Source organism: Acinetobacter sp. YH18001, assembly GCF_013416975.1.
GTDB lineage: Bacteria > Pseudomonadota > Gammaproteobacteria > Pseudomonadales > Moraxellaceae > Acinetobacter > Acinetobacter pseudolwoffii.
In genome coordinates this window covers 1-23,223 of record NZ_VPEU01000031.1, presented here as the reverse complement: position 1 = coordinate 23,223, position 23,223 = coordinate 1, and the positions used below count along the sequence as shown (strand labels likewise).

23 protein-coding genes are annotated in these 23,223 nt (G+C 45.6%); 7 read left to right on the top strand and 16 right to left on the bottom strand.

Going from position 1 to position 23,223, the window contains the following annotated elements; translation table 11 throughout:
* Window position 1: 1 nt before the first annotated feature.
* From FTV48_RS10385 to FTV48_RS10370, 4 genes are all read right to left on the bottom strand, one after another.
* Window positions 2–1,441, bottom strand: a complete 1,440-nt coding sequence (locus FTV48_RS10385) for an amino acid permease (RefSeq protein WP_074384173.1) — start codon at window positions 1,439–1,441, stop codon at window positions 2–4.
* Window positions 1,442–1,592: 151 nt separating this feature from the next.
* Entirely contained in the window at window positions 1,593–1,955 is a 363-nt protein-coding gene (locus FTV48_RS10380; protein ID WP_005172374.1) for a RidA family protein, read from the bottom strand.
* Between the two features lie 45 nt (window positions 1,956–2,000).
* Entirely contained in the window at window positions 2,001–3,113 is a 1,113-nt protein-coding gene (gene alr / locus FTV48_RS10375; protein WP_180000231.1) for an alanine racemase, read from the bottom strand.
* Window positions 3,114–3,136: 23 nt separating this feature from the next.
* Window positions 3,137–4,396: a D-amino acid dehydrogenase gene (locus FTV48_RS10370; RefSeq protein WP_005172382.1), complete on the bottom strand. Its 1,260-nt coding sequence runs from the start codon at window positions 4,394–4,396 to the stop codon at window positions 3,137–3,139.
* A gap of 137 nt (window positions 4,397–4,533) precedes the next feature.
* Here FTV48_RS10370 and FTV48_RS10365 point away from each other — a divergent pair, with 137 nt between their 5' ends.
* Window positions 4,534–5,001 (top strand): Lrp/AsnC ligand binding domain-containing protein, encoded by a 468-nt coding sequence (locus FTV48_RS10365; protein WP_005095994.1) that lies wholly within the window; start codon window positions 4,534–4,536, stop codon window positions 4,999–5,001.
* A 110-nt stretch (window positions 5,002–5,111) separates the two neighbouring features.
* On the opposite strand, the gene lysM is transcribed toward FTV48_RS10365, so the two are convergent.
* From lysM to FTV48_RS10335, 6 genes are all read right to left on the bottom strand, one after another.
* Window positions 5,112–5,609: a peptidoglycan-binding protein LysM gene (lysM, locus tag FTV48_RS10360; RefSeq protein WP_005095992.1), complete on the bottom strand. Its 498-nt coding sequence runs from the start codon at window positions 5,607–5,609 to the stop codon at window positions 5,112–5,114.
* A gap of 185 nt (window positions 5,610–5,794) precedes the next feature.
* A complete protein-coding gene (gene acpP / locus FTV48_RS10355; protein ID WP_004646101.1) occupies window positions 5,795–6,031 on the bottom strand; it encodes an acyl carrier protein in 237 nt (78 codons plus the stop codon).
* An 83-nt stretch (window positions 6,032–6,114) separates the two neighbouring features.
* The gene (gene fabG / locus FTV48_RS10350; protein WP_180000229.1) at window positions 6,115–6,849 is read right to left on the bottom strand and encodes a 3-oxoacyl-ACP reductase FabG; all 735 of its coding nucleotides are present in this window, start codon (window positions 6,847–6,849) and stop codon (window positions 6,115–6,117) included.
* Window positions 6,846–7,832, bottom strand: a complete 987-nt coding sequence (gene fabD / locus FTV48_RS10345; protein ID WP_180000228.1) for an ACP S-malonyltransferase — start codon at window positions 7,830–7,832, stop codon at window positions 6,846–6,848. The genes fabG and fabD overlap by 4 nt, the downstream gene beginning before the upstream one ends.
* A 222-nt stretch (window positions 7,833–8,054) precedes the next feature.
* Window positions 8,055–8,237: a 50S ribosomal protein L32 gene (gene rpmF / locus FTV48_RS10340; protein ID WP_004279227.1), complete on the bottom strand. Its 183-nt coding sequence runs from the start codon at window positions 8,235–8,237 to the stop codon at window positions 8,055–8,057.
* A 77-nt stretch (window positions 8,238–8,314) separates the two neighbouring features.
* Complete coding sequence (locus FTV48_RS10335) at window positions 8,315–8,872, bottom strand: DUF177 domain-containing protein (protein WP_074384127.1); 558 nt, start codon at window positions 8,870–8,872, stop codon at window positions 8,315–8,317.
* Between the two features lie 97 nt (window positions 8,873–8,969).
* Here FTV48_RS10335 and FTV48_RS10330 point away from each other — a divergent pair, with 97 nt between their 5' ends.
* The 6 genes from FTV48_RS10330 to rluB all read left to right on the top strand — a co-directional run bounded on the left by FTV48_RS10330 (window position 8,970) and on the right by rluB (window position 13,500).
* Complete coding sequence (locus FTV48_RS10330) at window positions 8,970–9,632, top strand: elongation factor P hydroxylase (protein ID WP_180000239.1); 663 nt, start codon at window positions 8,970–8,972, stop codon at window positions 9,630–9,632.
* 87 nt (window positions 9,633–9,719) lie between these two features.
* Window positions 9,720–10,337, top strand: coding sequence for an L-threonylcarbamoyladenylate synthase (locus FTV48_RS10325; RefSeq protein WP_005095982.1), 618 nt, complete (start codon window positions 9,720–9,722; stop codon window positions 10,335–10,337).
* A gap of 41 nt (window positions 10,338–10,378) precedes the next feature.
* Entirely contained in the window at window positions 10,379–10,663 is a 285-nt protein-coding gene (locus FTV48_RS10320) for a hypothetical protein (RefSeq protein WP_005095980.1), read from the top strand.
* A 322-nt stretch (window positions 10,664–10,985) separates the two neighbouring features.
* Window positions 10,986–11,780 carry a ScpA family protein gene (locus tag FTV48_RS10315; RefSeq protein WP_180000227.1) on the top strand — a complete coding sequence of 265 codons (795 nt, stop codon included), beginning with the start codon at window positions 10,986–10,988 and terminating at the stop codon, window positions 11,778–11,780.
* The gene (gene scpB, locus FTV48_RS10310) at window positions 11,777–12,367 is read left to right on the top strand and encodes an SMC-Scp complex subunit ScpB (RefSeq protein WP_005095975.1); all 591 of its coding nucleotides are present in this window, start codon (window positions 11,777–11,779) and stop codon (window positions 12,365–12,367) included. Before FTV48_RS10315 ends, scpB begins: the two co-directional genes overlap by 4 nt.
* Before the next feature lie 41 nt (window positions 12,368–12,408).
* On the top strand, window positions 12,409–13,500 hold the full coding sequence (gene rluB / locus FTV48_RS10305; protein ID WP_074384125.1) for a 23S rRNA pseudouridine(2605) synthase RluB: 1,092 nt from the start codon (window positions 12,409–12,411) through the stop codon (window positions 13,498–13,500).
* Window positions 13,501–13,554: 54 nt separating this feature from the next.
* Here the strand turns inward: rluB and FTV48_RS10300 are convergent, their stop codons facing one another.
* The 6 genes from FTV48_RS10300 to FTV48_RS10275 are packed head-to-tail and all read right to left on the bottom strand — an operon-like array spanning window position 13,555 to window position 23,023.
* Window positions 13,555–15,291, bottom strand: a complete 1,737-nt coding sequence (locus FTV48_RS10300) for an ABC transporter ATP-binding protein (RefSeq protein WP_180000226.1) — start codon at window positions 15,289–15,291, stop codon at window positions 13,555–13,557.
* A 10-nt stretch (window positions 15,292–15,301) separates the two neighbouring features.
* Window positions 15,302–16,453 (bottom strand): ABC transporter permease, encoded by a 1,152-nt coding sequence (locus FTV48_RS10295; RefSeq protein ID WP_180000225.1) that lies wholly within the window; start codon window positions 16,451–16,453, stop codon window positions 15,302–15,304.
* A gap of 7 nt (window positions 16,454–16,460) precedes the next feature.
* Entirely contained in the window at window positions 16,461–17,399 is a 939-nt protein-coding gene (locus FTV48_RS10290; RefSeq protein ID WP_005172401.1) for an ABC transporter permease, read from the bottom strand.
* A gap of 12 nt (window positions 17,400–17,411) precedes the next feature.
* A complete protein-coding gene (locus FTV48_RS10285) occupies window positions 17,412–19,418 on the bottom strand; it encodes a M3 family metallopeptidase (RefSeq protein WP_180000224.1) in 2,007 nt (668 codons plus the stop codon).
* A 19-nt stretch (window positions 19,419–19,437) separates the two neighbouring features.
* Window positions 19,438–21,243 (bottom strand): ABC transporter substrate-binding protein, encoded by a 1,806-nt coding sequence (locus FTV48_RS10280; RefSeq protein WP_100534764.1) that lies wholly within the window; start codon window positions 21,241–21,243, stop codon window positions 19,438–19,440.
* A gap of 22 nt (window positions 21,244–21,265) precedes the next feature.
* Window positions 21,266–23,023, bottom strand: a complete 1,758-nt coding sequence (locus FTV48_RS10275; RefSeq protein WP_180000223.1) for an ABC transporter substrate-binding protein — start codon at window positions 23,021–23,023, stop codon at window positions 21,266–21,268.
* Window positions 23,024–23,223 lie beyond the last annotated feature (200 nt).

Here is a 23,223-nt window from a genome sequence, read left to right as displayed (position 1 = left end):
TTTATTGTGTTTCTAATGCAGCTTTTCTCGCGGCTGCGACACGCGGCCGATACAGTACATAATAAGTCACTGCCAAAATAATCAACCATAATGGACTGATTTTTAATGCATTGAATGTATCTGGCTCCAAACTTAAAATGACCAGAGCGAAAGCCAGAAAAGTTAGTACGATATAGCTCATCCATACCCCACCCGGCATTTTAAAGGTGGAGTTGGCATGCTGTTCAGGGCGTAATTTACGGTAGCGTAAATAACACACCATAATTAAGCTCCAAATACTAATAAACAAAATCACGCACAGTGACGTCGCTAAAGTAAAAGCTTCCAAGGTATTGGGCACGAAGTACTGCAAAGCTGCACCAGCCATAATAAAGGCACATGAGAACATTAAACCCTTGGCTGGTACAGAACGTTTCGATAGATGCGCCAAAGCGGCAGGTGCCTGTTGACCACGCGCCAATCCGAAAAGCATACGACTGGTGGAGAATACACCACTATTCATGGAAGACATGACGGATGACAAGACCACCAGATTCATGATGATCGCCGCCGCACCAATACCGGCATGCATGAATAAGCTGACAAAAGGACTTTGATCCGCAGGAATTTTAGCCCATGGAGTCACTGACATCACTACAAACAATGACAACACATAGAACAAGATAATACGCGTTGGAATCGCATTGACGGCTTTGGGTAAATTTTTCTCAGGATCTTTGGTTTCAGCTGCCATCGTACCGAGCAATTCCACACCGACAAAGGCGAATAAGGCAATCTGGAAGCCTGCCAGAAAGCCATCCGCACCTTTGGGGAACATACCACCCGACCAGACATGGCTAAAGCTTGCAGTACTGCCATCTGGTGCCTGAAACTGGTTCAACACCATAAAGCCGCCAATAAAGATCAGGCCTAAAATGGCTAAAATCTTAATCAGGGCAAACCAGAATTCAATTTCACCAAACAGTTTGACCGTCAGCAAGTTCAAACCTAGAACCAGCAATACACAGCCGACACTGATCAGTGCCTGCCCGATGGGGGTAAAGGCCACACCCTCAGGCAACCAGAAACTCAGATAATTAATAATCGCTGCTAAATCAGCAATCCCGACCAGAACCCAACCGAGCCAATAAGACCAGCCAATATAATAGGCCGCGCCCGGACCAATCAGGTCGCGTGCCATATCAATAAATGATTTGTAATGTAAATTAGCCAACAATATCTCACCCAATGCGCGCATCAGGAAGAAAAACATAAAGCCAATAATCATATAAATAAATAAAATTGAAGGGCCGGCCAAAGAGATAGTTTTACCCGATCCCATAAATAAACCGGTACCAATTGCACCACCAATGGCAATTAACTGCAGATGCCGATTGGATAGCTTGCGTTGTAGCTCATGTTGCGACGGCGCTGCGTCATCTTTAGCGGATGTTGTATTCATGTTTAGTTCCTTTTTCGCATCAGACCCTTGCCCATCTGATCGGATTTCTTCCTGAAATCCTGAATGCAGATGAAGTTCCATTTAAAAAGCTAAATGACCGGATCTAATGTCCTTACAAAATTAAGTTGGGAGATATAAAAATCAAAACAACTCAAGCCTGTGCTGCAATCACTGCAATTTCAATCAGCCAGTCAGGATTGACCAGATCTGCCTGAATGGTGGCACGTGCCGGAGTTCCCTGTCCTTGCAACCAGTGAATCCAGATCTGGTTCACGGTTTGAAAATCTTCCAGATTTTTCACAAATAGTTGTGCCGACAGCAGTCGGCTTTTGTCTGTTCCTGCCAGCTTGAGCAGCTGATCAATTTTCGTCAGCACTTCCTGCGTTTGACCGCTAATATCCTGACGGGTGCTATCCGGCACCTGCCCTGATACATACACAGTCTGGTTGTGAATGGTGACAGCACTCATGACCTGATTGCTGTTAATACGCTGGATATCGGTGTGTTCCATCATCATATGTCCTCTCAATTTCTTCCGTTATTTGGTCAATATTTAGTTTTAGCTTTCAATCCGAACCGGTACACGAGCCGTAATCGCACACATCAATTCATAGCCTACGGTTCCTGAACCGGCCGCGACCTCATCAATTGATAAAATTTCACCTTGCGAAGATTTCCCCCAAAGTACCACTTCACTCCCCACAGTCGCCTGAGGGACAGCGGTCAGATCGACGGTAAGCATATCCATACTGACCCGACCAAGAACTTGAGTTCGCACTGAATCCACCAGAACTGGTGTACCTGTGGCTGAAATGCGCTGATACCCATCGGCATATCCACACGCCACTACACCAATGCGCATCGCCTGCTCCGCAACGAAGTTAGAACCATAACCCACACTTTCATCAGCCTGAATATACTGAATCGCAATGATTTCACTGCGCAGGCTCATGCCGGGCTGCAAATTCCAGTCATCAATAGTATGGTCAGGATAGTCAGGCGAACTGCCATACAGCATGATGCCACTACGCACAATGTCGGATTGAATATGGTGATGATGGCGCAGGATGGCTGCACTATTACTGACAGAAGTTTTCCCTGCTAAGGGTTCAATGATTTGCGTGAACATTGAATATTGATAATCAATGCCGTTCTGGCCAAAGCGCTGACCATCTGCATCGGAAAAATGCGTCATATGGCTAATTGAGCGCACATTGCCCAGTGCCTGGACTTGCTTAAAAATATCCGTATATTCGTGGGCCTGAAAACCCAAACGGTTCATACCGCTGTTAAGTTTTAAGTACACATCAAATTTTGCGTCTGGATTGATCTGCTGAAACTGCGTTAACCAAGCGATTTGATGCTGGCTATGTAGACTAAAACTTAAATCTAATGCAGCACAGACGTCTAAATCGTCTACAGCAAAAATTCCTTCGAGCAGTAAAATTTTGCCCTGCCAACCGAGCGCACGCAGACGCTGCGCTTCAGCCAAATCCAGCAAGGCAAAACCATCGGCTGATTGAAATGCTGAATAGACTCGCTCAATACCATGACCATAGGCATTGGCTTTAACCACAGCATAGACTTCGGCATTTGGCGCTGCGGCTTTGGCGATCTTCAGGTTATGCTGCAATGCATCTAAGTGCACCACAGCTTGAATTGGGCGTGGCATAGCTTCTTCCTTGAAACAGCAATTTAGGCCGCGTGTGAATAACGTCCGAGTGAAAGTCCTTCAGTGCTGATTTCGGTTTTATGATTCAACACCATGTCACTGATTAACTTGCCCGAACCACAGGCCATGGTCCAACCCAGGGTGCCATGTCCAGTATTCAGGAACAGATTTTTAAAACGCGTTACACCAATAATCGGGGTACTGTCTGGGGTCATTGGACGTAAACCGGTCCAGAAACTCGCTTCTGCCAGATCCCCGCCTGGGAATAATTCCTGAGTGACCATTTCCAGAGTGGCACGGCGATTGTCTTTCAAATTGTGGTTAAATCCACTTAGTTCGGCCATACCGCCAACACGGATCCGCTGGTCAAAACGCGTGATGGCAATTTTATAGGTTTCATCCAGCACCGTAGATTGTGGTGCAAAGTTGGCATCAACAATTGGAATGGTCAGTGAATAGCCTTTGACTGGATAAACCGGCAAATCCAGATTCAAAGGTTTTAAGAAATCACGCGAATAACTACCGAATGCCAATACATATTTATCAGCCGTCAGCACTTCACCATTGACCACCACCCCCTTAATTTCATCGCCTTCAATCACCAAACGCTCAACATTTTGGTTAAATTTAAACTGCACACCCAATTCTTTGGCAACATTGGCTAAGGCATTGGTAAATAAATAACAGTCGCCTGTCTCATCATTGGGTAAATGCAAGCCGCCCACCAGTTTATCCTGGGCATGCGCCAGGGCTGGCTCAACTTTGGCCAGATCAGCGCCCAACAACAATTCATGCGGTACGCCGCATTCTCGCAATACCGCAATATCACGTTGCACCATCTCTAATTGCGCTTCGTTACGAAAGACTTGCAAAGTACCTTTAGAACGGTGTTCATAACTGATCCCGGTTTCTTTACGCAATTCACGTAAACAGTCACGGCTATATTCAGCCACACGGGTCATACGTTCTTTGTTAATCGCATAGCTGGCTGGATTACAGTTTTTCAGCATTTGTGCCATCCAGTTCAACTGCCACATACTGCCATCTAAATTAATGGCTAAAGGTGCATGATGCTGGAACATCCATTTCACTGCTTTAAATGGAATGCCCGGTGCTGCCCATGGCGTCGAATAGCCCGGAGAAATTTGTCCGGCATTGCCAAAACTGGTTTCTTCAGCCGGCCCGGTTTGACGGTCGAGCACTGTAACTTCCGCACCCTGCTGCGCCAGATAGTAGGCACTCGCCACACCGATTACACCACTGCCTAAGACCAAAACGCGCATCTTACTACCCTCAAATTTTTCTAGTTGATTTAACTAGTATATTTTTGGATAAATAGTGAATTTAACTATATTGAGATGATATATTTAGTGAAATAAACATTTTTTCGGGCAGAATTAAAAAAAAGAGGGAAATATTGATGCGTAAATTAGACCGCATTGATCGCATGATTCTGGATATCTTGCAACGCGATGGCCGGATTGCCATTAGTGAGCTGGCAGCACGTGTGAACCTGTCAACCACACCCTGTTCAGAACGGGTAAAACGGCTGGAGCGCGAAGGCATTATCATGGGTTATTACGCGCGCTTAAATCCGGAACTACTAGAACGCAATTTGCTGGTCTTTCTGGAGATTAAGCTTTCTGCAAAATCGGGTGATGTATTTGATCAGGTGGCGCGGAATCTGACCGAAATTCCAGAAGTACTGGAATGTCATTTGATTTCCGGTGACTTTGATTATCTGGTCAAGGCACGTCTCAAAGAGATGAGTGCCTATCGGCGTCTGTTAGGCGATTTGCTAAAAAAATTACCTGCTTCTGCCTCCTCACATAGTTATGTGGTCATGGAGGAAGTAAAAGAAAGTCTCTATCTGGATCTTGGCGGGTAATTATTTTTATCTTTCAACATTCAGCGCTCAAGCTGTTTCCAAAATAATAATGCCCCAAATGGGGCATTATGGTGAACAATATATTTAGATATTTATTTTCGACTTAAAAATCAGGCTGGAATACGCAATACCTGTCCCGGGAAAATATCATCAGCATCTTTGAGCAATGGGCGATTGGCCTCAAAGATCTTATTGTACTGATTGGCATCACCATAAAATTCTTTCGAGATTTTTGACAAGCTATCCCCCGATTTTACCGTATAGAATTTGCTTTCCGGTTCAGGGCTGCTGACCGTAAGCTGATCATCCACTTTGGCCACATGATCAATATTCCCCACCGCCAGAATAATTTTTTCACGATCGGCCTGACTTTGCACCTGACCTCTGACCGTGGCCAGATCCGAGGTTGAATTATAACTGATGGATAAACCAGTGATCGGAAGACCCAGACCTTTTACATGACCAAGTAATTTATTTGCGACTTCTTGGGCAGAAGGCTCTGCGGGCTGTGCTGCTGCGGCTGGAGTAGTATTTGCTGGTGCGGCCTGCGGCTCTGCGGCAGCTGTATTTTTCTTACCGATACCTTTTACAAAATCAAAAAGACCCATATGGAACTCCATTCTTGTCGTTAATGTCATATCACTCTTATTTTTATAATGAAAATAGCCAAGGCATAGTTAGTCATTGGTGACAGAAAGGTAATCGATTGTAAAATTTCCATTTAGGTGAAAAGCAGACACAAAAAAACCACCGAGAGGGTGGTCTTTATGCTCAGCAAAGCTGAAATCGGCGATTAACCCAGTTTCTTAGAAACATAGTCAATTGCAGATTGAACAGTTGTGATTTCGTTAGAATCTTCATCAGGAATCGTGATGTCGAAATCATTTTCGAAAGACATAACCAGTTCAACTAGATCTAGAGAATCTGCACCTAAGTCATCCATGAAAGACGCTTCGTTTTTAATCTCTTCGATTTTGATACCAAGTTGTTCTGCAACTGCTTGCTTAACACGTTGTTCGATATCGCTCACAGGAATTCTCCTCATTGCTTGTGGCGTTTTTAATGCCGTTAGTTTAATTGAATCTAAAAAATTTGGAAAGTTTATACTTGAGCTTAGCTCATGTATAAGCCCCCATTTACATGCATAACTGTACCAGTAATGTAACTGGCTTTGTCTGAAGCCAGGAAACTTACAGCATTTGCGATATCTTGCGGGTTACCCAAACGGTTTAACGCCACTTGCTCAGTCATTTTTTTACGAATTTCTTCGCTTAACTGTTCCGTCATTTCAGTTGCAATAAAGCCTGGTGCGACCGAGTTAACCGTAATCTGACGGCTACCCATTTCTTTGGCCAAACTACGACTGAAGGCTTCAATTCCGGCTTTGGCAGCAGAATAGTTGGCCTGCCCCGGGTTGGCAAAGTGTGCCACCACAGAGCTGATGTTGATGATGCGTCCGAAACGTGCCTTGGTCATGCCTTTCAGCACACGTTTAGACAGACGGTAAACGGCTTTCAGGTGAATATTTAAAATATCATCCCAGTCATCTTCTGACATGCGCAGTAACAGGTTATCTTTGGTAATCCCGGCATTATTCACCAACACCAGTACCGGACCATAGTTTTGCTCGATCTCCGTCACCAGTGCATCAATCGCAGCACCATCACGCACATCTAAAACTTTGCCCGCACCATTTTCAGCAAAATGTGCAGATAATTTTTCAGCGCCCGCTTCAGAAGTCGCAGTACCCACGACAAAATAACCATCCTGAATCAACTGTTGTGCGATCGCAGCACCAATACCACGACTTGCACCTGTTACCAAGGCAACTTTACGTTCCTGTGTCATGCAATTTTTCCTTCTGCCGTCAATACGGTGTTCAATGCATCTTCCAGACGAGATTTGCTATCCAGTGGAAGTGCTTTTTCGATATTCGGTAGGCGTTTCGCCAAGTTACTCAATACATTGCCCGGACCACATTCAACGATGTACTGAATGCCTTCATCTTGAAGGAATTGCAGGGTTTTGGTCCATTGTACTGATTCATAAAGTTGCGCTGTTAAAGCCTGACGCAATGCAGGGACATCAGCCGCAGCTTCAGCGCCTACATTTTGTAATACAGGAATGCATGGCAGCTCAATGGCGGTTTGTTCCAATGCAGGCGCAAACTGTTCTGCCGCAGGTTTCATCAGTGAACAATGCGATGGAACCGATACCGGCAATGCAATCGCCTTAGCGCTATTTTCTTTGGCCAGTGCCATCACTGCTTCAACGCGATCTTTATTGCCTGCAACCACAACCTGCCCTTGGGCATTGTAGTTTGCCGCTTCAACAGAACCTTCACCTGCTGCAGTTGCCTGTGCACACAGCTCAATCACTTTGGCATCATCCAGACCTAAAATAGCAGCCATTGCACCGACACCCTGAGGTACAGCCGTCTGCATCAGTTTACCGCGCAGGTTGACCAGTTTGACTGCATCACCCAGGCTTAGGCTACCCGCTGCCACCAGCGCGCTGTACTCACCCAGTGAATGGCCTGCCAGATATTTCGGTGCCACACCACCAGATTCCAGCCACACGCGCCACAAGGCAATACTTGCAGCCAGCAATACCGGCTGGGTAAATTCAGTTTGATTTAAGTTTTCGCCAGTTTGCGCAATCTGCCACAGATCGAAGCCGACAGCTTCAGAGGCTTCTGCAAATGTCTCACGAATAGCAGAAAACTGCTCTGCAAGTTCAGCCAGCATGCCGGCTTTTTGTGAGCCTTGACCCGGAAATACAAATGCAGTTTTCGTCGCTTGTGCTGCTTGTTCGAGTTGTGTCGCAGACATAATAAAATCCTTTCATTCAAGAGGTGTCATCTTCAGTTGTAGCAAGAAGACTGGCCAATAAAGCCACCTAAATCATTGTGGAGCGCAATTTAGCATGTAATTTTGCTGGCGGTAATTGCCAAATACAACAAAAAACCGATGCAAGCAAAAATCAAGGACAAAAAAAAGGGAGCTAAATGCTCCCATTTTTTCTACTAAGCTTGACGCTTAATACATCATCAATTATTCAGCAGATGCTTTAGCGAATAATTGACGACCACGGTAGATACCATCTTTAGATACGTGGTGACGACGGTGAGTCTCGCCAGTAGCTTGGTCTACAGTTAATGCATTCTCGGTTAAAGCGTCATGTGAACGGCGCATGTCACGGCGAGAGCGACTTTTACGGTTTTGCTGAACGGCCATGATGGCTCCTTACAAAGATCGAAAAAATGGATCAGAACAAATTCGATTGTCTTATACACAAGAGTATAACACAAAAATTAGTTAAGTTTACCCTTCAGAGCTGCCAAAACATCAAACGGATTATCTCGTTTTTCTTCGACAACTTCTTCTATGGCAGGCTGATGCTTATGTTCGCAAAACTCATGTTTAGGCGACAACGGCACCAACAATAACAGTTCATCTTCTATCAGCGCGAGCAAATCAGCGGTCGCAGGTGCATCATAGTCACCTTTGGTCGTTGCTTCACTTTCACCTAGGACGATGAAATCAGCATCCTCATCCAAGCGCTCTATCAGTGACTCATCATCCACAAGTGCCAAATGGAACGATGAAACCAGTTCAATCTCTACAGTTTCCAGACAACGCTGGCATTCCATAGGAACTTTTGTTTCAACGTGACCATCTAGCCATGCAATACGATGATAGGCATCCATTGATAGCTTACAGTCTATGTTAATCAATTGATCATCAATTGATCCAACAGCTTCACGAGCGATACGAACAAAGCGGGATAAAGGCAGTTGACCTGACCATTTAAAGCCCTGTTCAGCCCATTTAAACGGCTCAATCTGTGCCGGAAAGGTATTTGCTGACATAATTAAGGCGGCAATTCTACAAATTCATCAGTACTCTGTCAAAGATTAAGATACAATTTTGTACTTATTTCGACAGACCATTTGGGTAACTCAAGTCATGCATCTGTTGCAGCCGCAAACAGAAGTGAATGTTTCATCACTCGTTAGCACAATTCCAAGCCTTGATTCTGACAGTTCAACACAACAAGTGCAACTCTCGCCATGGACGAATTTATCGTCAGAAGCGCAGCAGGTGGACTGGCTCATCTTACACTTTAATCACTGGTTTTCCCATTTAAATGTGACTTTAGTCCGTGGCGAATTTGAACCTGAATATTTTCCTGCCGATGCCGATACTCCTGCCCGGATTCAGTTTGCACATGGATTCTTTAATAGTGCCTTGCATGAAATCAGCCATTGGACAATTGCCGGGGATAAACGCCGGGAACTTCCGGATCTTGGTTACTGGTATGCCCCGGATGGGCGTACAGCCGAACAACAAGCGCTGTTTGAACAGGTAGAAATTAAACCGCAGGCAATCGAGTGGATGTTTGCCCAGGCCTTTGGGCGTAAATTCCGGGTATCGCTGGATAACCTGACTGGTGACGGCGGTGACGGAACCCGCTTTAAAGATCATGTCTATGCACAAGTGCAGGCTTATTTTCGTGGTGAGGCAAAATTGCCACGGGATGCACAACGCTTTATTCAATGTATCTGTGCCTGTAGCAGAAGTGGCAAAAGTTTACAATCTGATGAATTTATACGTGAAATGCTTGATTAAATTACACAAATCTACCTTTTTGGTGATTGCCAGACGCTGCCTGAGCGCCACATAATAAGCCATCAGCCCAAGCTTGGAGTAGCCTCTATGCTGCATTTACGCGTACACCCCGATAACCCGCAACCGCGCTTAATCAGTCAGGCGGTAGAACGAATCCGTGCTGGCGATGTGGTGGTCTATCCCACGGATGCTGCCTATGCGATTGGTTGCCAGATTGGGAATAAAAGTGCCATGGAACGCATTGCACAGATTCGCGGACTTGGCCCAAAACATCAATATGCAATTTTGTGCTGTGATTTATCCGATATTGCCACCTATGCCAAAGTGGACAATGCCATGTATCGCTTACTCAAAAACAATACACCAGCAGTCACCACTTTTATTTTACCGGCCACCAGTGAAGTGCCGAAACGCTTGATGCATCCCAAAAAGAAAACCATTGGCCTGCGCATTCCGAGCAATCCGGTGTGTCAGATGCTGCTCAAAGAACTGGGTGAGCCTCTCTTGACCTCTACCCTGATTTTGCCGGACCAGACCGATCCGCTGGATGATCCTTTTGAGATTGAAATGCAATTGGGCAAACGCATTGATGTGTTTATCGATAGCGGTTTAGGTACATTAAGCACCACCTCGATTATTGATTTATCTGGTGATCATCCAGAAATTATTCGTCGTGGCGTGGGTGATGTCAGCGCATTTGAATAAAGAGTGCCATCTTATTTCCAGCCGACTGCAGGAGTCAGTCTATGGATTTATTTTATATCCTGCTGAATCAGCATGAATTCTCTGCCCAATATTGTATCTATGCAGAACTGCCTTGGACACTTCAATCCAGGGCCATCATGATCGAAGCATATCCTTCGCCCAGTCCCACTCTAAACATTGATGCTACTGAATATCAGTTTTTTATGAATTTGGCTTTGCTTCGACAGCTATTACAGATCTATTCAAGCCAGAACCTATGCCTGGCAGAGACTTGCCAACGTATGATTGAGTTTGCACTGAGTGAATATCCTTCCTCACCGCGCTGACGTTCTTAGCACTCAGATAGGTATTAATCATATCGCAGGATACTAAAACAGATACTAAAACATGGATATGGTCATAGCTTCCACCCGTAACACATTGACTCTTTGCCCCGCTTATCTGGCTGTTTTTTTGGGGCCTTCTTTTAAATTGCAAATAAATTCCATTATTTTTTCAAGTTTTTATGCCTTTGACTCCTTATTTAATTTATTTAGAGTTACTTTTCCAGTACAATGACGGCACTTAATTCTATGCTTTTTCTTTCGATGAGATACCGAAGATCAAGCCTTTGCATGCCTTTGAAAATTCGCGTGGCCTATAATTGTAATGACTCAAATTATCCATAACACAATGGAATCTGCTCCGCACATTCGGGTTCTGGATGAATGGCAGGATACTATTCCAGAGGATCTGTATATTCCTCCCGCCGCATTTGAAATCTTGTTAGAACATTTTGAAGGCCCACTCGACTTTTTAATTTACCTGATTCAAAAAAACGGTTTTGACCTGTTGCAAGTCGATATCGCGCCGATTGCAGCGCAATATTTATCCTATATGGATGCAATGAAATCCCTGAATATTGAGCTGACCGCAGATTATATGGTGATGGCTGCTTTATTGGCAGATCTCAAATCGCGTCTGTTATTGCCTAAACCGAAAAGCCTGTCTGCGATTGAGCAAGATCCAAAACAAGAACTGATCGACCGTTTAGAAAATTATTTAAGAATTAAACAGGCAGCAGAACGTCTGGGGCAAATGCCTATTCTGGAACGTGATACATTCCTGACCCATGTCAGTCTGGGCGACGTTCAGCAGAATAATGAAGGCTATTCGATCGATTTACTGCGTGATGCCTTGTTGTGTGTTTTTAACCGTCCTGAACCGGTGATTCATCAGGTGCAACAGGAACCGGTACTGCTCGAAGAACGGATTGCCTATATTGAAAGCTGTCTGGAATCTGGCGAAGTCTTATCTTTTGCCGATTTACTCAAACCGAGTCAGGGACGCATGGGGATGGTGGTGACCTTTATGGCAGTGCTGGAGCTGACCCGGCAACAAAAAATTCAGATTATTGCTACAGGTATTGAAGCCCCGCTCGCAGTTCAAGGAGCCAGTCAATGACACTAGAGCCAAATACGCTGTTTTCTGCAGAAGATCATCTGCATGAGGTGTTGATGCAGCTTGAGGCGATTATTTTCGCCAGCGACTCTGCGGTTTCATTGGCGCGTCTGAAAGAGGCTTTTCAGGATCGCTATAGCAAACAGGAATTACGTCAGTATTTACAACAACTTTCCATGTTAATGCATGGCCGTTCGATTGAACTGATTGAAACAGCACAAGGTTACCGTTTTCAAGTGCGTGCAAAATATCGTAATATTATTGCACAGACCTGGCCTGAGCGACCAACTCGCTTGTCGCCAGCCTTACTTGAAACACTTGCAGTGATTGCTTATCACCAGCCGGTGACCCGAGCCGATATTGAACAAATTCGTGGTGTGACGAATAACAGTCAGATTTTGCGTACGCTGTTTGACTGGAACTGGATTAAAGAATCCGGATTTCGTGAACTCCCTGGAAGACCTGCGTTGTTAATGACAACGCCACAATTTTTAAATGCGTTTGGCTTGAATTCTTTAGGCCAATTGCCTCCCCTGCAGGATGCCAAGGAAGCTTTTATGGCCCTCGATGCAAATGCACCGAAGTCATAAATAGGTGAACTGTTGATAATTATTTCTAAGGTTATGCTGTCATGAGTGAAAAATTGCAAAAGGTGCTTGCACGCGTTGGTTTGGGTTCTCGCCGTTATATGGAAGAAGTCATTGCCGCGGGTCGTGTAAGCGTCAATGGGCAAATTGCCCAAGTGGGTGAACGAATCGAACCAGGTGATGAGCTTCGCATCGATGGTCGTAAAGTTGCATTTCAGATTGAAGACGAAATTCGTCGTCGTGTGATTATCTATTATAAGCCTGAAGGCGAAATCTGCTCACGTAGCGATCCTGAAAACCGCCCGACCGTGTTTGAACAGTTGCCTGCGATTCCGGGCGATCGCTGGGTGATGGTCGGCCGTCTGGATATTAACTCGACCGGTCTGTTACTGTTCACCAATGATGGCGAACTTGCCAACCGCTTGATGCATCCATCCAATGAAATCGAACGTGAATACGCAGTTCGTGTCATGGGTGAAGTGACACCACAAATCAAAAACACCATGCTTAAAGGCGTGGTATTAGATGACGGCCCAGCAAAATTCGAATCGTTCTCTGAACTCGGCGGTGATGGTATTAACCGTTGGTTCCAGGTCGTAGTAAAAGAAGGGCGTAACCGTGAAGTACGTCGTATCTTCGAATCACAAGGTCTGAAAGTAAGCCGTCTGCTGCGTACCCGCTACGGTACTGTGATTCTGCCACGCGAACTGCGTACCGGTCGCTGGATTGAACTGGATAAAAACGATATCGACAACCTGACCAAAGCTGTGGAACTGAAACCACGTCAAGGTACAGGCCTGTTTGGTATGGCGAAACGTCGTAACGAGCGTATGCAGGATAAACCGATGGCTGCACGCCGTGGCGGTTTCTTGCGTCAGCAACGTCGTGACAGTGATGAACAACAACCACAGAATAACCCTGGCCGCGAGCGTCGTGATGACAATGCCTATGGTCGTCGTGACAGAAATGAAAACCAAAATGGTACGCAGTTCGTTCGTCGTGACAACCGTGATGGCAATACTCAATTTCCTCGCCGCGAAACTCGTCCAGATCAAGCTTTTGGTCGCCGTGAAGAGCGTGATGAAAATGCGCCACGTCGTCCATACGGTGTCAATAAAGGCTTTAAAAAGTTTTAATTGATATAAACAAAAAAAGTCAGGCAAATGCCTGACTTTTTTATGCATTATGTATCAGGCACTTTGTGGAATCCCTTGTGGAATGGCACTGAGTAAACGCTTGGTATATTCATGCTGTGGTGACTGATACAATTCATCTGAATTGGCAATTTCCACCAGTTCCCCGTGATTCATCACCATGATCTGATCTGAAATATACTTCACCACCGATAAATCATGTGAAATGAAAATATAACTGAGTCCAAATTCATCCTGCAAATCTTGCAGTAAATTCAAGACCTGCGCCTGTACTGAAACATCCAGTGCCGAGACCGATTCATCACAGATTAAAATTTCAGGTTTTAAAGTCAGGCAACGCGCGATCGCAATTCGCTGACGCTGACCACCGGAAAACTCATGCGGATAGCGATAAAAAGCCTGAACAGGCAAGCTGACCCGCTCCAACAGGTCCAAAGCCATTTGCTTGCGTTCTGTATCATCCTGACCAATTTTATGAATCTGCATTGGTTCCATCAGGATTTGCCCCACGGTAAAACGCGGATTTAAAGAGGCATAAGGATTCTGGAAAATGATCTGGATTTTACGTTGATACTGGTTAAATTCCTTTTCAGACATGGCCAAAATGTCCCGCCCCTGAAATAGCGCTTTACCGCCTGTTGCCTGTTGCAAACGCATCAATAGCAAGCCAATGGTGGTTTTGCCCGAACCGGATTCTCCGACCAGCCCCAAGGTTTTACCTTTGGCCAGCTGAAAAGAAACCCCTTTCACCGCCTGAAATTCATCTTTGCCAAACAGACCTTTGCGGCTATAAAAAGATTTTTTCAGATCACGTACATCCAGAATAATTTCTTCTCCGCCCTTGAGTCCGCGTGAGCGTTGCGGAAGTTGAGTATTCAGGTGGATATCGTCCAGCCAGGTTGAACCATCCTGTTTCATAAAATCACTGATCATCGGCAAACGTAACGGACGTTGCGACAATTGTGGACGGCAATGCAATAAAGCCCGGGTATACATATCCTGAGGTCGATCCAGTACGTCCTGAACCAAACCTTGTTCACGAATTTCACCATGTCGCATCACAATCACCTGATCGGCAATTTCCCCCACCAAAGCCAGATCATGGGTAATGAACAGCATCGACATCTGACGGCGCTGACGCAGAGATTCCAGCAAGTCCAGAATCTGCTTTTGAATGGTGACATCCAGGGCTGTGGTCGGTTCATCCGCAATCAACAGCTTGGGTTCACAGGCAATGGCCATGGCAATCATGACCCGCTGCTGCTGCCCCCCCGAAAGCTGCCCCGGATAAGCATCGATTTTAGTTTCAGGTGCAGGAATACCCACTTCTTTGAGCAATTCCAGAGTACGTTGCCGCGCCTGTTTTTTATTCATACCCAAATGGAGTTGCAGGATTTCTGCAATCTGCATGCCTACCGTAAATACCGGATTGAGCGAGGACATCGGCTCCTGAAAAATCATGGCAATATCTTTACCACACATCTGGCGCATGTCACGGGTTTTGAGCTTAAGCAGATTTTTCCCTTCAAAGATAATCCGGCTGTCTTCGGAAATACGCGCGCTTTCCGTCGGGAGCAAGCCCATGGTCGCCAGTGAAGTAACCGACTTGCCACTTCCCGACTCTCCCACCAATGCCACCGTAGTATTGGCCGGAATTTCAAAAGAAACCCCTTTCACGGTTTCGATATATTGTTTATTTTCACCTTTAAAACTGACACGCAGATTTTCCACGCGAAGTAACGCAGGTGCTGCGCTTGGATTGATTTCAGACATGGTTGCGCTCCTATTTCAGTTTCGGATCTAATGCATCACGGAGTGCATCGGTAAACATCGAGAAAGCCGTCACCAGTATCGCCATGGCAATCGAGGCTGCGGCCAATTGCCACCATTTTCCTAAAATCAGCTCGCTTTGCGCTTCATTCAGCATGCTTCCCCAAGACACTACTCCGATTGGCACGCCAAAACCAAGGAAGCTGAGAATCACTTCAGATTTGATAAAAGCCACCACCAGAATGGACATTTGTACCAAGGCAATATGACTGACATTTGGAAAAATATGTACAAACATACGCCGTAAATTACTCACCCCAATCGCCTTGGCAGCCAGTACATATTCACGCGCCGTATGTTTCATGTACTCGGCACGAACCAGACGGAATACTCCCGTCCAGCCGGTCAGACCTAAAATCAGGATGATTGATAAAATCCCTTTCTGTTGTAACACCGCAGCAATTGCCAGAACCAGCAGTAAATAAGGAATTGAAGTAAAGACATTATAAAACCAGTTAAGGAGATCATCGACCCAGCCACCAAAATAACCGGCAAGTGCACCAAGTACGGTGCCAATGATCACAGCGACCAAAGCCGCAACCAGTCCGACCAGAATCGAGGTTTCCGCACCTTTAATGGTTTTCTGTAAAACATCCTGTCCCCATTTATCCGCACCAAAGATCAGACTCTGTTTTAATTCGCTGTCCTGATCCATCAGCTGACCACCGAGCTGCTGGTTAATGACGTGCATGTCTTCTGCCAGCGGATCTGTTACACCATAATAATCGATGCTGCCCCCCATCCTTTGCTCAGCAGCAATTTCAGCATTGAGTTCTGCAATCACCTCTTTTAAAGGATCGACTGGATTGACCGGTAAAACGACCAATTCTGCTTCCTGTTCTTCACCGGAAACAGCCGGCATAGGCGCTGCACTGATAAAACTTGGCGGTGCATAACTGACCGCCACTTCTTTATTCCAGTCCTTGGCAATAAAACCGCTCATGGAAAGCAAAAGTAGCAGCAGATAAAACAGCACCACCAATAAGGAGAACATGGCAATCCGGTCACGTTTCAAACGGCGCATGGCCAGTTGCCATAATCCTGTCGAAGTAGACTCAGGCACGGCTTGAGCGTGTTGCTCTTTTTTAAATATCGCACTCAGCATAATTCACCTACTTCAACTGTACGCGTGGATCGACCCATTTATAGATCAGATCGGCAATCAGGTTGAATATCATGGTCGCAGCGGCAACATAGACCGTAATCGCTTTAATCACCGGGAAATCCGAACGCTCTACGGCAATAATCACTTCACGACCAATCCCCGGAATACCGAAAAAACGCTCAATCAGGAAAGCACCGATCAGCAGTGCTGGAAGCCCCGCCATCACATCGGTAATAATCGGAATCGAGGCATTGCGTAGCACATGCACGCCCAGAATCCGGCTCTCGCCCAGACCTTTGGCCCGTGCAGTACGCACATAGTCCTGATTGACTTCATCCAGTACGAAACTGCGGTACAGACGTAAGGTCGGGGCAATACTCACCACCAGCATAATCAGTACAGGCAATAAGGCGTATTTGAAAAGATTGTCAGCGAAATTATCACTCCAGCCCTGCACCGGAAACCAGCTCAGCTCATAAGCGAGGAAATACTGAAACACAATGATATAGACCAGAATACTGATCGACATGCCGATGGTGCACAGCATCATGATCATGCGATCGGTCAGACTGCCGCGAACTGACGCCACACCCAAGGCCAAAATGATGGAAATAATGGTTTGCAAAATGGTCAGTGGAATCAGAATGGTCAGTGAGGGTCCCAGACGCGTACTAATAATTTGCGCCACCGACTCGCCGGTACTCCAGCTCACCCCATAATCAAAGGTTAAAATCTGCTTGATGAAAATCCACAGTTGCACATAATACGGTTGATCCACCCCAAGCTGTTGCCGGATGTTTTCAATCTGTTCTGCATTGGCCATCTTACCAGCGAGGATATAGGCAGGATCGCCCCCCACCCAGTTAAACAGCAGGAAGATCAGCAAAATCACCCCGAGCATGGTGGGGATCATTTGCCAGAGCCGTCGAATAATATATGCCAGCATCGCTTGCCTTCCTTAATTTTTTCCAGAGATTTCATTAAAGAAAGCTTTGCTGTCTGGATCACGACCCAGAAAGTCTTTCACCATCTGCTCGCCATGTTTTTGTCCGCCTTGCGCCAAGACCGTATTGCGATAATGCGCACCGACTTTTTTATCCATCAACTGATCGCCAAAGGCAGAGAGCATATCTAGCGCAATCACCTCGGACCACATATAGCTGTAATAACCTGCCTGATAGCCGCCCATCACATGCCCGAACTGTCCCGGGAACTGCTGACCGGGTACATAACCCAAGGCAGTTTTGCTTTCCATCTCTTGCCATAATTTTAATGGGTCGGTCTTGAGGGCATCTTTACTGTGTAAGGCCATATCGTACTGCGCATATAAAGTCTGACGCGCATAATGCAGACCGCGACCATAGTTTTTTACGTCTTTGAGACGCTCAGTCATGGCAGCATCGACACGTGGACAAGCCGGTTCACAATAATCGGCCACTTTTGATAAGGTTTCCAGACGGCGTGCCCACTCTTCATACATCTGTGAAGGTGCTTCCACCAAGTCACGCTCTACCGATGTACCAGACTGTTCGGAATAGCGGGTTTTCGATAAAATCCCGTGTAAGGCATGCCCCATTTCATGCACAAAGGTTTCCAGCTCCTTGCTGTTCAAACCTTTGCGGTTGAAGTTGGTGACCAGTACCGACACCGGACGACGCTGATTCAGGGTACTGCCACCATAGGCGCCCCAGACGGCCGCATGTCCATATTTACCTTCACGGGGGTATTTATCGACATATAATCCGCCCAAGAATTCACCTGAGGCAGTGTCATGTACCGCATAATATTCCACTTCATTGTGCCAGGCCTTGACTTTCATCGGCCTGAAATCAATCCCGTACAGTTCTGATGACACAGCAAATAACCATTTTTGTGCTGCTTCGGTCGGGAAGTAATCGCGCAGTTTTTCCTGATCGACCTTATATTTGGCCTGACGCAGTTTTTCACTCCAATAGCCCTGATTCCAGCGAGTAATATCTGCTTTCTCTCGTGGAACTTTTAAAGTCTCGGCTTTGAACTGGCGTAACTCCTCTACATCTTGCTTCTCTAAAGGTGCGACTTTGCTATATACATCCTCTAGAAAAGAATTCACCGCTTCAGGGGTTTTTGCCATACGAAATTCAAGGGCTGAATGTGCATAGCTTTCTTTATCAAAAAGTTGAGCCATCTCATAACGCAGATCAATGGCTTTTTTCATAAATTGCAGGTTTTGCTCTGTCCCACGGCGGGTATAAGCTGTCTGGTAGCGTTTGCGTGCTTCATCACTTTCTGCCAGCTCCATAAATGGCTGGTATTCCGGATAGTCAAAGCCAAGCAGATAATTGCCTTTTTCATTTTTCTTTAACCCCGCCATATAGCTGTCTGGCAGACCTTTCATTTCTGCTGGGGTAAATTCGACTTTATGCGGATTATCACGTACATTTTTGGCGAAATCCTGAGACAGCTTGGTCGATTCTTCGATGATGTCTTTCAGGCGCTTTTGTTTTTCTGTACTGAGTTGTACCCCGGTTTTTTCAAACTGCTCCAGAATATCTTGCAAGAATTTTTGATCAATCGGATCGCTGGCCTTCAGTTTCTTGAACTGGGCATACAGTTTCGGATTCTGGTACAGCGTGGTCTGGTACTTGCTGATTTTCAGCTCACAGTCATCTGCTGCCTGACGCAATGCAGGGTCTGGATCGACATTACTATACAATCCGACTGCTGCACCAAAATCCCGGGCTTTGGCATGCAATTCATCCCATTCAGCCAGATAAGGCCCTGCCTTGGCCTTATTTTTAATTTTCTGATTTTCAAATATCTGAATATCTTTTTGCATGCTGGCCAGATTGGCATCACATAAAGATGGAATCTCTGCTGCCTTAAATAATGGCAGCAGCTGCGCTTGAGTCTGTGCCGCTACCCCCTGATATCCCCCCATTATGACTAAACATAAGCTACTTAATTTTAAAGACTTCGATTTCATATTTATCTCCAGATTTTTCTTACTTTTTGCTATCAATATCGATGTACATCCACTCTGAAGACAGAATCGGATGGTTTTTATAACCAATGACCCGGGGTTGCGACAAGACATTACGATAGGTGCTATATAGCATCAGTACCGGCATATTCACTTCCAGAATCCGGGACATTTTGCGATAGATTGCATCACGTTCAGGACTGGCTGGCATACTTTGGGTTTGCTCATACAGGCGGTCAAATTCAGGATGTTTGAAGCAGGCATTGTTGGTGACATTGACATTTTTGCCATAAAAAAGCTGCATAAAATTGTCGGCATCCGGATAGTCTGCAATCCATGCCGAGCTTTTAAACATGGTCTTACACTGTTTTTCCAGCTTGATCGCCTCGGCAAATGGCATGGCTTTACTGACCATCTTGATCTGAATATTGTCCAGGGCTTTTTTCCAGAATTCTGCCTGTTGCTGACCACGACTGGTATTACCGACAATCAGTTCAATCTCTAAAGGCTTACCATCGGGTTGTCTGCGCCAGCCATCGGCCCCGACTTTGTATTGATAACGGTCAAGCAGCATATTGGCCGCCTTGACCGAATAGGGAATACTGCTTTTATAATCCGGTGAATAACCAACCACCCCGGGTGGTACCGGCATCTGTAACTTATTGGCATCGCCCTTGAGCAAGACACTGATCATATTGTCGGTAGAGTAAGCCATGGCCATGGCACGACGTAGCGCAATTTTTTCCTTGCTGAACCCACCAACCACAGGATTCTGCATATTCCAGTAATGGTAGCCAATCAGCGGATCGGTAATCCTAGATAACTGAACCCCTTTTTGTTTTAAGGAAGGTTTGAGTAGCCCATTTTCAAGCGCCTGAACCACCATGTCGCCGTCGATTTCAGTCATGTCCAGTTCATTTTTATTAAAGGCCAACCAGCGTGACTGGGCTTCTTCAATGACCCGGATATCAATCGTACCAATTTGCGGCATTTTTTTGCCTTGCAATGCATCCACAATAGGCTGGTCTTCGCTGCTACTGGCTTTAAAATTCCAGACAAAACTCCGGTAGTTCGGACTGGCTTTTAAAATAATGCGTGAACCCGGAGTCCAGCGTGACAATAAATAAGGGCCTGTACCGACTGGTTTGTCCATCGCAAAGCCTGCTTTATTACGGTACTTTTCAATAACTTCACGGGCAACTGCAGCTGCTGGGCCATGTGCCAGTAACATCGGAAAGTTTTGATCCGGTTGGGTCAGTTTCAGAATCAGGGTATAACGGTCTGGCGTTTGAATGCCTTCAAAGGGGTTTTCATAGACTTTGCCATTCTTTTTGCCTAAGGCGACCCATGCTTCCAGCCCTTTAATCCGGCCATCCAGCAACCAGCTATTTGGTGAATGCAAGTTGGGATCGATCAGACGTTTTAATGAATAGGCATAATCATAAGCCGTCAGTTCACGTTTCTGACCTTTAAAAACGGGATCATCGGCGAAGTAAATGCCTTTTTTGATTTTGATGGTATAAGTGAGACCATCTGCACTGACTTCTGGCATGGCAACCGCGGTATTAGGAATCAGCTTGGCTGGGGTTGCCAGATAGTCATAGCTAAACAGGTTTTCAAAAATCGCGCTATTAACCCGGGCTGAATAGGCATCGTGCGTTGCGGCGGGATCAAATCCGGTTTCTGCCACCGGAAAAACATCCCGAATCACCTTGTTAGGATCTGCAGGATTAATGGCCCATGCAGAAACGATCCCCGAGCAGAGCAAACTTCCCAGCAGAACACTACCCGTCAGTTGCTTGAATTGCTTTGATAAATTTCCCTTCATCATACTCTTCATCTAAATAGGTTTATTTTTTGACTGGTTCAATATCGAGATATTGCCAAACGGAGTTCATGATTGGATGTGCCTTAAAGCCTTGAACCTGAGGATGGATCAGCCAGTTACGCACCCGGGTATTGTGTAAAATCCAGGGATTATCGGCTTCGATTTGCCGGTTCATTTTTTCATAATAGGGCGTACGCTGATCTGGTGGCAGCTTCATGGCAGCCTGATACAGAGCATCATAGGCTTTTGAGGTATAGCAGCTCAGGTTGCCCTGCTGTGCATTTGGGCCATATAAGAGTTGAGCAAAATTTTCACCCTCCGGATAATCTGCAATCCAGGCACCGCCCCACAGCATATGTTTACATTGCGTGGCTTCTTTCAGGTTGTCGGCGAAATTGCTGATTTTAAATTCAATACGTAGACCAACTGCATCCAGATTTTTTTTCCATAATTCCGCTGCAATCACTGAAGAGCTGGAACTGGTCGAGTTCATTTTCAGTGTCAAAGGTTTGCCATCAGGCAAAGTCCGATAGCCATCTGCACCTTTTTTATAACCGAAACGGTCGAGCAGCTTGTTGGCCAAGAGCGGATTATAGGCAATACTATTTTTATAAGCTGGATTATGCCCATTCACGCCTTCGGGAATGGTCATTTCAGCTTTATCTGCATGTCCCTTATACAGCTGTTTAATGGCTTCATTCTGGTTATAAGACAAGGCGATTGCTCGACGCAGAGCGATTTTTTCTAGTGAATTTCCACCGACCACAGGATCGCGCATATTCATGATGGTATAAGTGATTTCTGCGTCTTTATTTGGATAATGCAAAATGCCTTTTTGCTTGTATTCGTTTTTGAGCTGTTTATTGACCAGGGCCTGTTCGGCACCGCTTGCAGTGAGCCGGTCATAATCCAGTTGACCCGATTTCAGCGCCAGCCAGCGCGATTGTTCTTCTTCAATAATACTGACCTTGACCATCCCAATTTGCGGCATTTTTTTGCCACTCATTTCTTTTACCAGACGTTGATCCCAGGCCGTATTTTCACCCTTAAAATTCCAGCTAAATCCCCGGTAATCTGGATTGGCCTTTAATTCAATCCGGCTACGCGGCACATATTTATGCAATTGATAGGGCCCTGTCCCGACTGGATGCTGACCTGCACGCGCGCCATAATGCTCAATGACTTCTCTAGCGGTACCGCTAAAAGTGACATAGGCCATGATATAAGGGAAATTAAAGTCGGAACGCGTAAGCGTGATTTGTAAGGTATGTTTGTCCAGTGCCTTAAGTCCTGCTATCGGCGCATTGTAATTAAATTGACCAGAACTTTTGGCCTGCTGGATGACAGCATCTGCGGCGAGAATTTTACCCTCGATAAACGAAAATGTCGGCGAATGATTTTTAGGATCCATGACCCGCTTCATGGAATAAATATAGTCCTCAGCAACCAGCTCACGCTTTTTACCCTTAAATGCCGGATCATCACTAAAATAGATGCCGGGTTTAATCTTGAAGGTATAGACCTTGCCATCCTGCTCGATCTTGGGCAAGGCTTCCGCAGTATTCGGAGTTAAAGTGGCTGGTCGCGCCAGATAGTCGTAACGTAATAAGGGTTCAAAAATTGCTTCAGCAATACTGCCACTATAAAAATTATAGGTCTTGACCATGTCGAAACCATCATCAGGCGCTTCAAATGCAATATTCAAAACTTTATCTGGTTGTGCAGGCGATTTTGCTGAAACCCCTTCTGCCGAGACCATTGCCAGTGCTAGAACTGTCATCCTTAAAATTACTGATTTCAAATTCATACCTATTTTTGTTGGTTTAAGTCATTAAAATGAGTAAGTTTTTTATACGCCAATCTGCACTTGTAGACGCTGTAATTCTTCTAACATATCGAGGTCGCACAGTGTTGCAAACAGAGGTAATATATAAGCAGTATAGAGATTGGATAAACGAATGCAAGACGATATTTCAGGTT

What these genes read in the sequence shown, in the direction of transcription:
- FTV48_RS10335 (WP_074384127.1), bottom strand. Translation starts at nt 8,872, where the DNA reads ATGTCAGCAAATACCTTTCCGGCACAGATTGAGCCGTTTAAATGGGCT.
- FTV48_RS10385 (WP_074384173.1), bottom strand. Translation starts at nt 1,441, where the DNA reads ATGAATACAACATCCGCTAAAGATGACGCAGCGCCGTCGCAACATGAG.
- FTV48_RS10295 (WP_180000225.1), bottom strand. Translation starts at nt 16,453, where the DNA reads ATGCTGAGTGCGATATTTAAAAAAGAGCAACACGCTCAAGCCGTGCCT.
- scpB (WP_005095975.1), top strand. Translation starts at nt 11,777, where the DNA reads ATGACACTAGAGCCAAATACGCTGTTTTCTGCAGAAGATCATCTGCAT.
- rpmF (WP_004279227.1), bottom strand. Translation starts at nt 8,237, where the DNA reads ATGGCCGTTCAGCAAAACCGTAAAAGTCGCTCTCGCCGTGACATGCGC.
- FTV48_RS10280 (WP_100534764.1), bottom strand. Translation starts at nt 21,243, where the DNA reads ATGAAGGGAAATTTATCAAAGCAATTCAAGCAACTGACGGGTAGTGTT.
- fabG (WP_180000229.1), bottom strand. Translation starts at nt 6,849, where the DNA reads ATGACACAGGAACGTAAAGTTGCCTTGGTAACAGGTGCAAGTCGTGGT.
- alr (WP_180000231.1), bottom strand. Translation starts at nt 3,113, where the DNA reads ATGCCACGCCCAATTCAAGCTGTGGTGCACTTAGATGCATTGCAGCAT.
- rluB (WP_074384125.1), top strand. Translation starts at nt 12,409, where the DNA reads ATGAGTGAAAAATTGCAAAAGGTGCTTGCACGCGTTGGTTTGGGTTCT.
- FTV48_RS10290 (WP_005172401.1), bottom strand. Translation starts at nt 17,399, where the DNA reads ATGCTGGCATATATTATTCGACGGCTCTGGCAAATGATCCCCACCATG.
- FTV48_RS10315 (WP_180000227.1), top strand. Translation starts at nt 10,986, where the DNA reads ATGACTCAAATTATCCATAACACAATGGAATCTGCTCCGCACATTCGG.
- FTV48_RS10320 (WP_005095980.1), top strand. Translation starts at nt 10,379, where the DNA reads ATGGATTTATTTTATATCCTGCTGAATCAGCATGAATTCTCTGCCCAA.
- fabD (WP_180000228.1), bottom strand. Translation starts at nt 7,832, where the DNA reads ATGTCTGCGACACAACTCGAACAAGCAGCACAAGCGACGAAAACTGCA.
- FTV48_RS10325 (WP_005095982.1), top strand. Translation starts at nt 9,720, where the DNA reads ATGCTGCATTTACGCGTACACCCCGATAACCCGCAACCGCGCTTAATC.
- FTV48_RS10330 (WP_180000239.1), top strand. Translation starts at nt 8,970, where the DNA reads ATGCATCTGTTGCAGCCGCAAACAGAAGTGAATGTTTCATCACTCGTT.
- FTV48_RS10380 (WP_005172374.1), bottom strand. Translation starts at nt 1,955, where the DNA reads ATGATGGAACACACCGATATCCAGCGTATTAACAGCAATCAGGTCATG.
- FTV48_RS10365 (WP_005095994.1), top strand. Translation starts at nt 4,534, where the DNA reads ATGCGTAAATTAGACCGCATTGATCGCATGATTCTGGATATCTTGCAA.
- FTV48_RS10275 (WP_180000223.1), bottom strand. Translation starts at nt 23,023, where the DNA reads ATGACAGTTCTAGCACTGGCAATGGTCTCGGCAGAAGGGGTTTCAGCA.
- lysM (WP_005095992.1), bottom strand. Translation starts at nt 5,609, where the DNA reads ATGGGTCTTTTTGATTTTGTAAAAGGTATCGGTAAGAAAAATACAGCT.
- FTV48_RS10285 (WP_180000224.1), bottom strand. Translation starts at nt 19,418, where the DNA reads ATGAAATCGAAGTCTTTAAAATTAAGTAGCTTATGTTTAGTCATAATG.
- FTV48_RS10300 (WP_180000226.1), bottom strand. Translation starts at nt 15,291, where the DNA reads ATGTCTGAAATCAATCCAAGCGCAGCACCTGCGTTACTTCGCGTGGAA.
- FTV48_RS10370 (WP_005172382.1), bottom strand. Translation starts at nt 4,396, where the DNA reads ATGCGCGTTTTGGTCTTAGGCAGTGGTGTAATCGGTGTGGCGAGTGCC.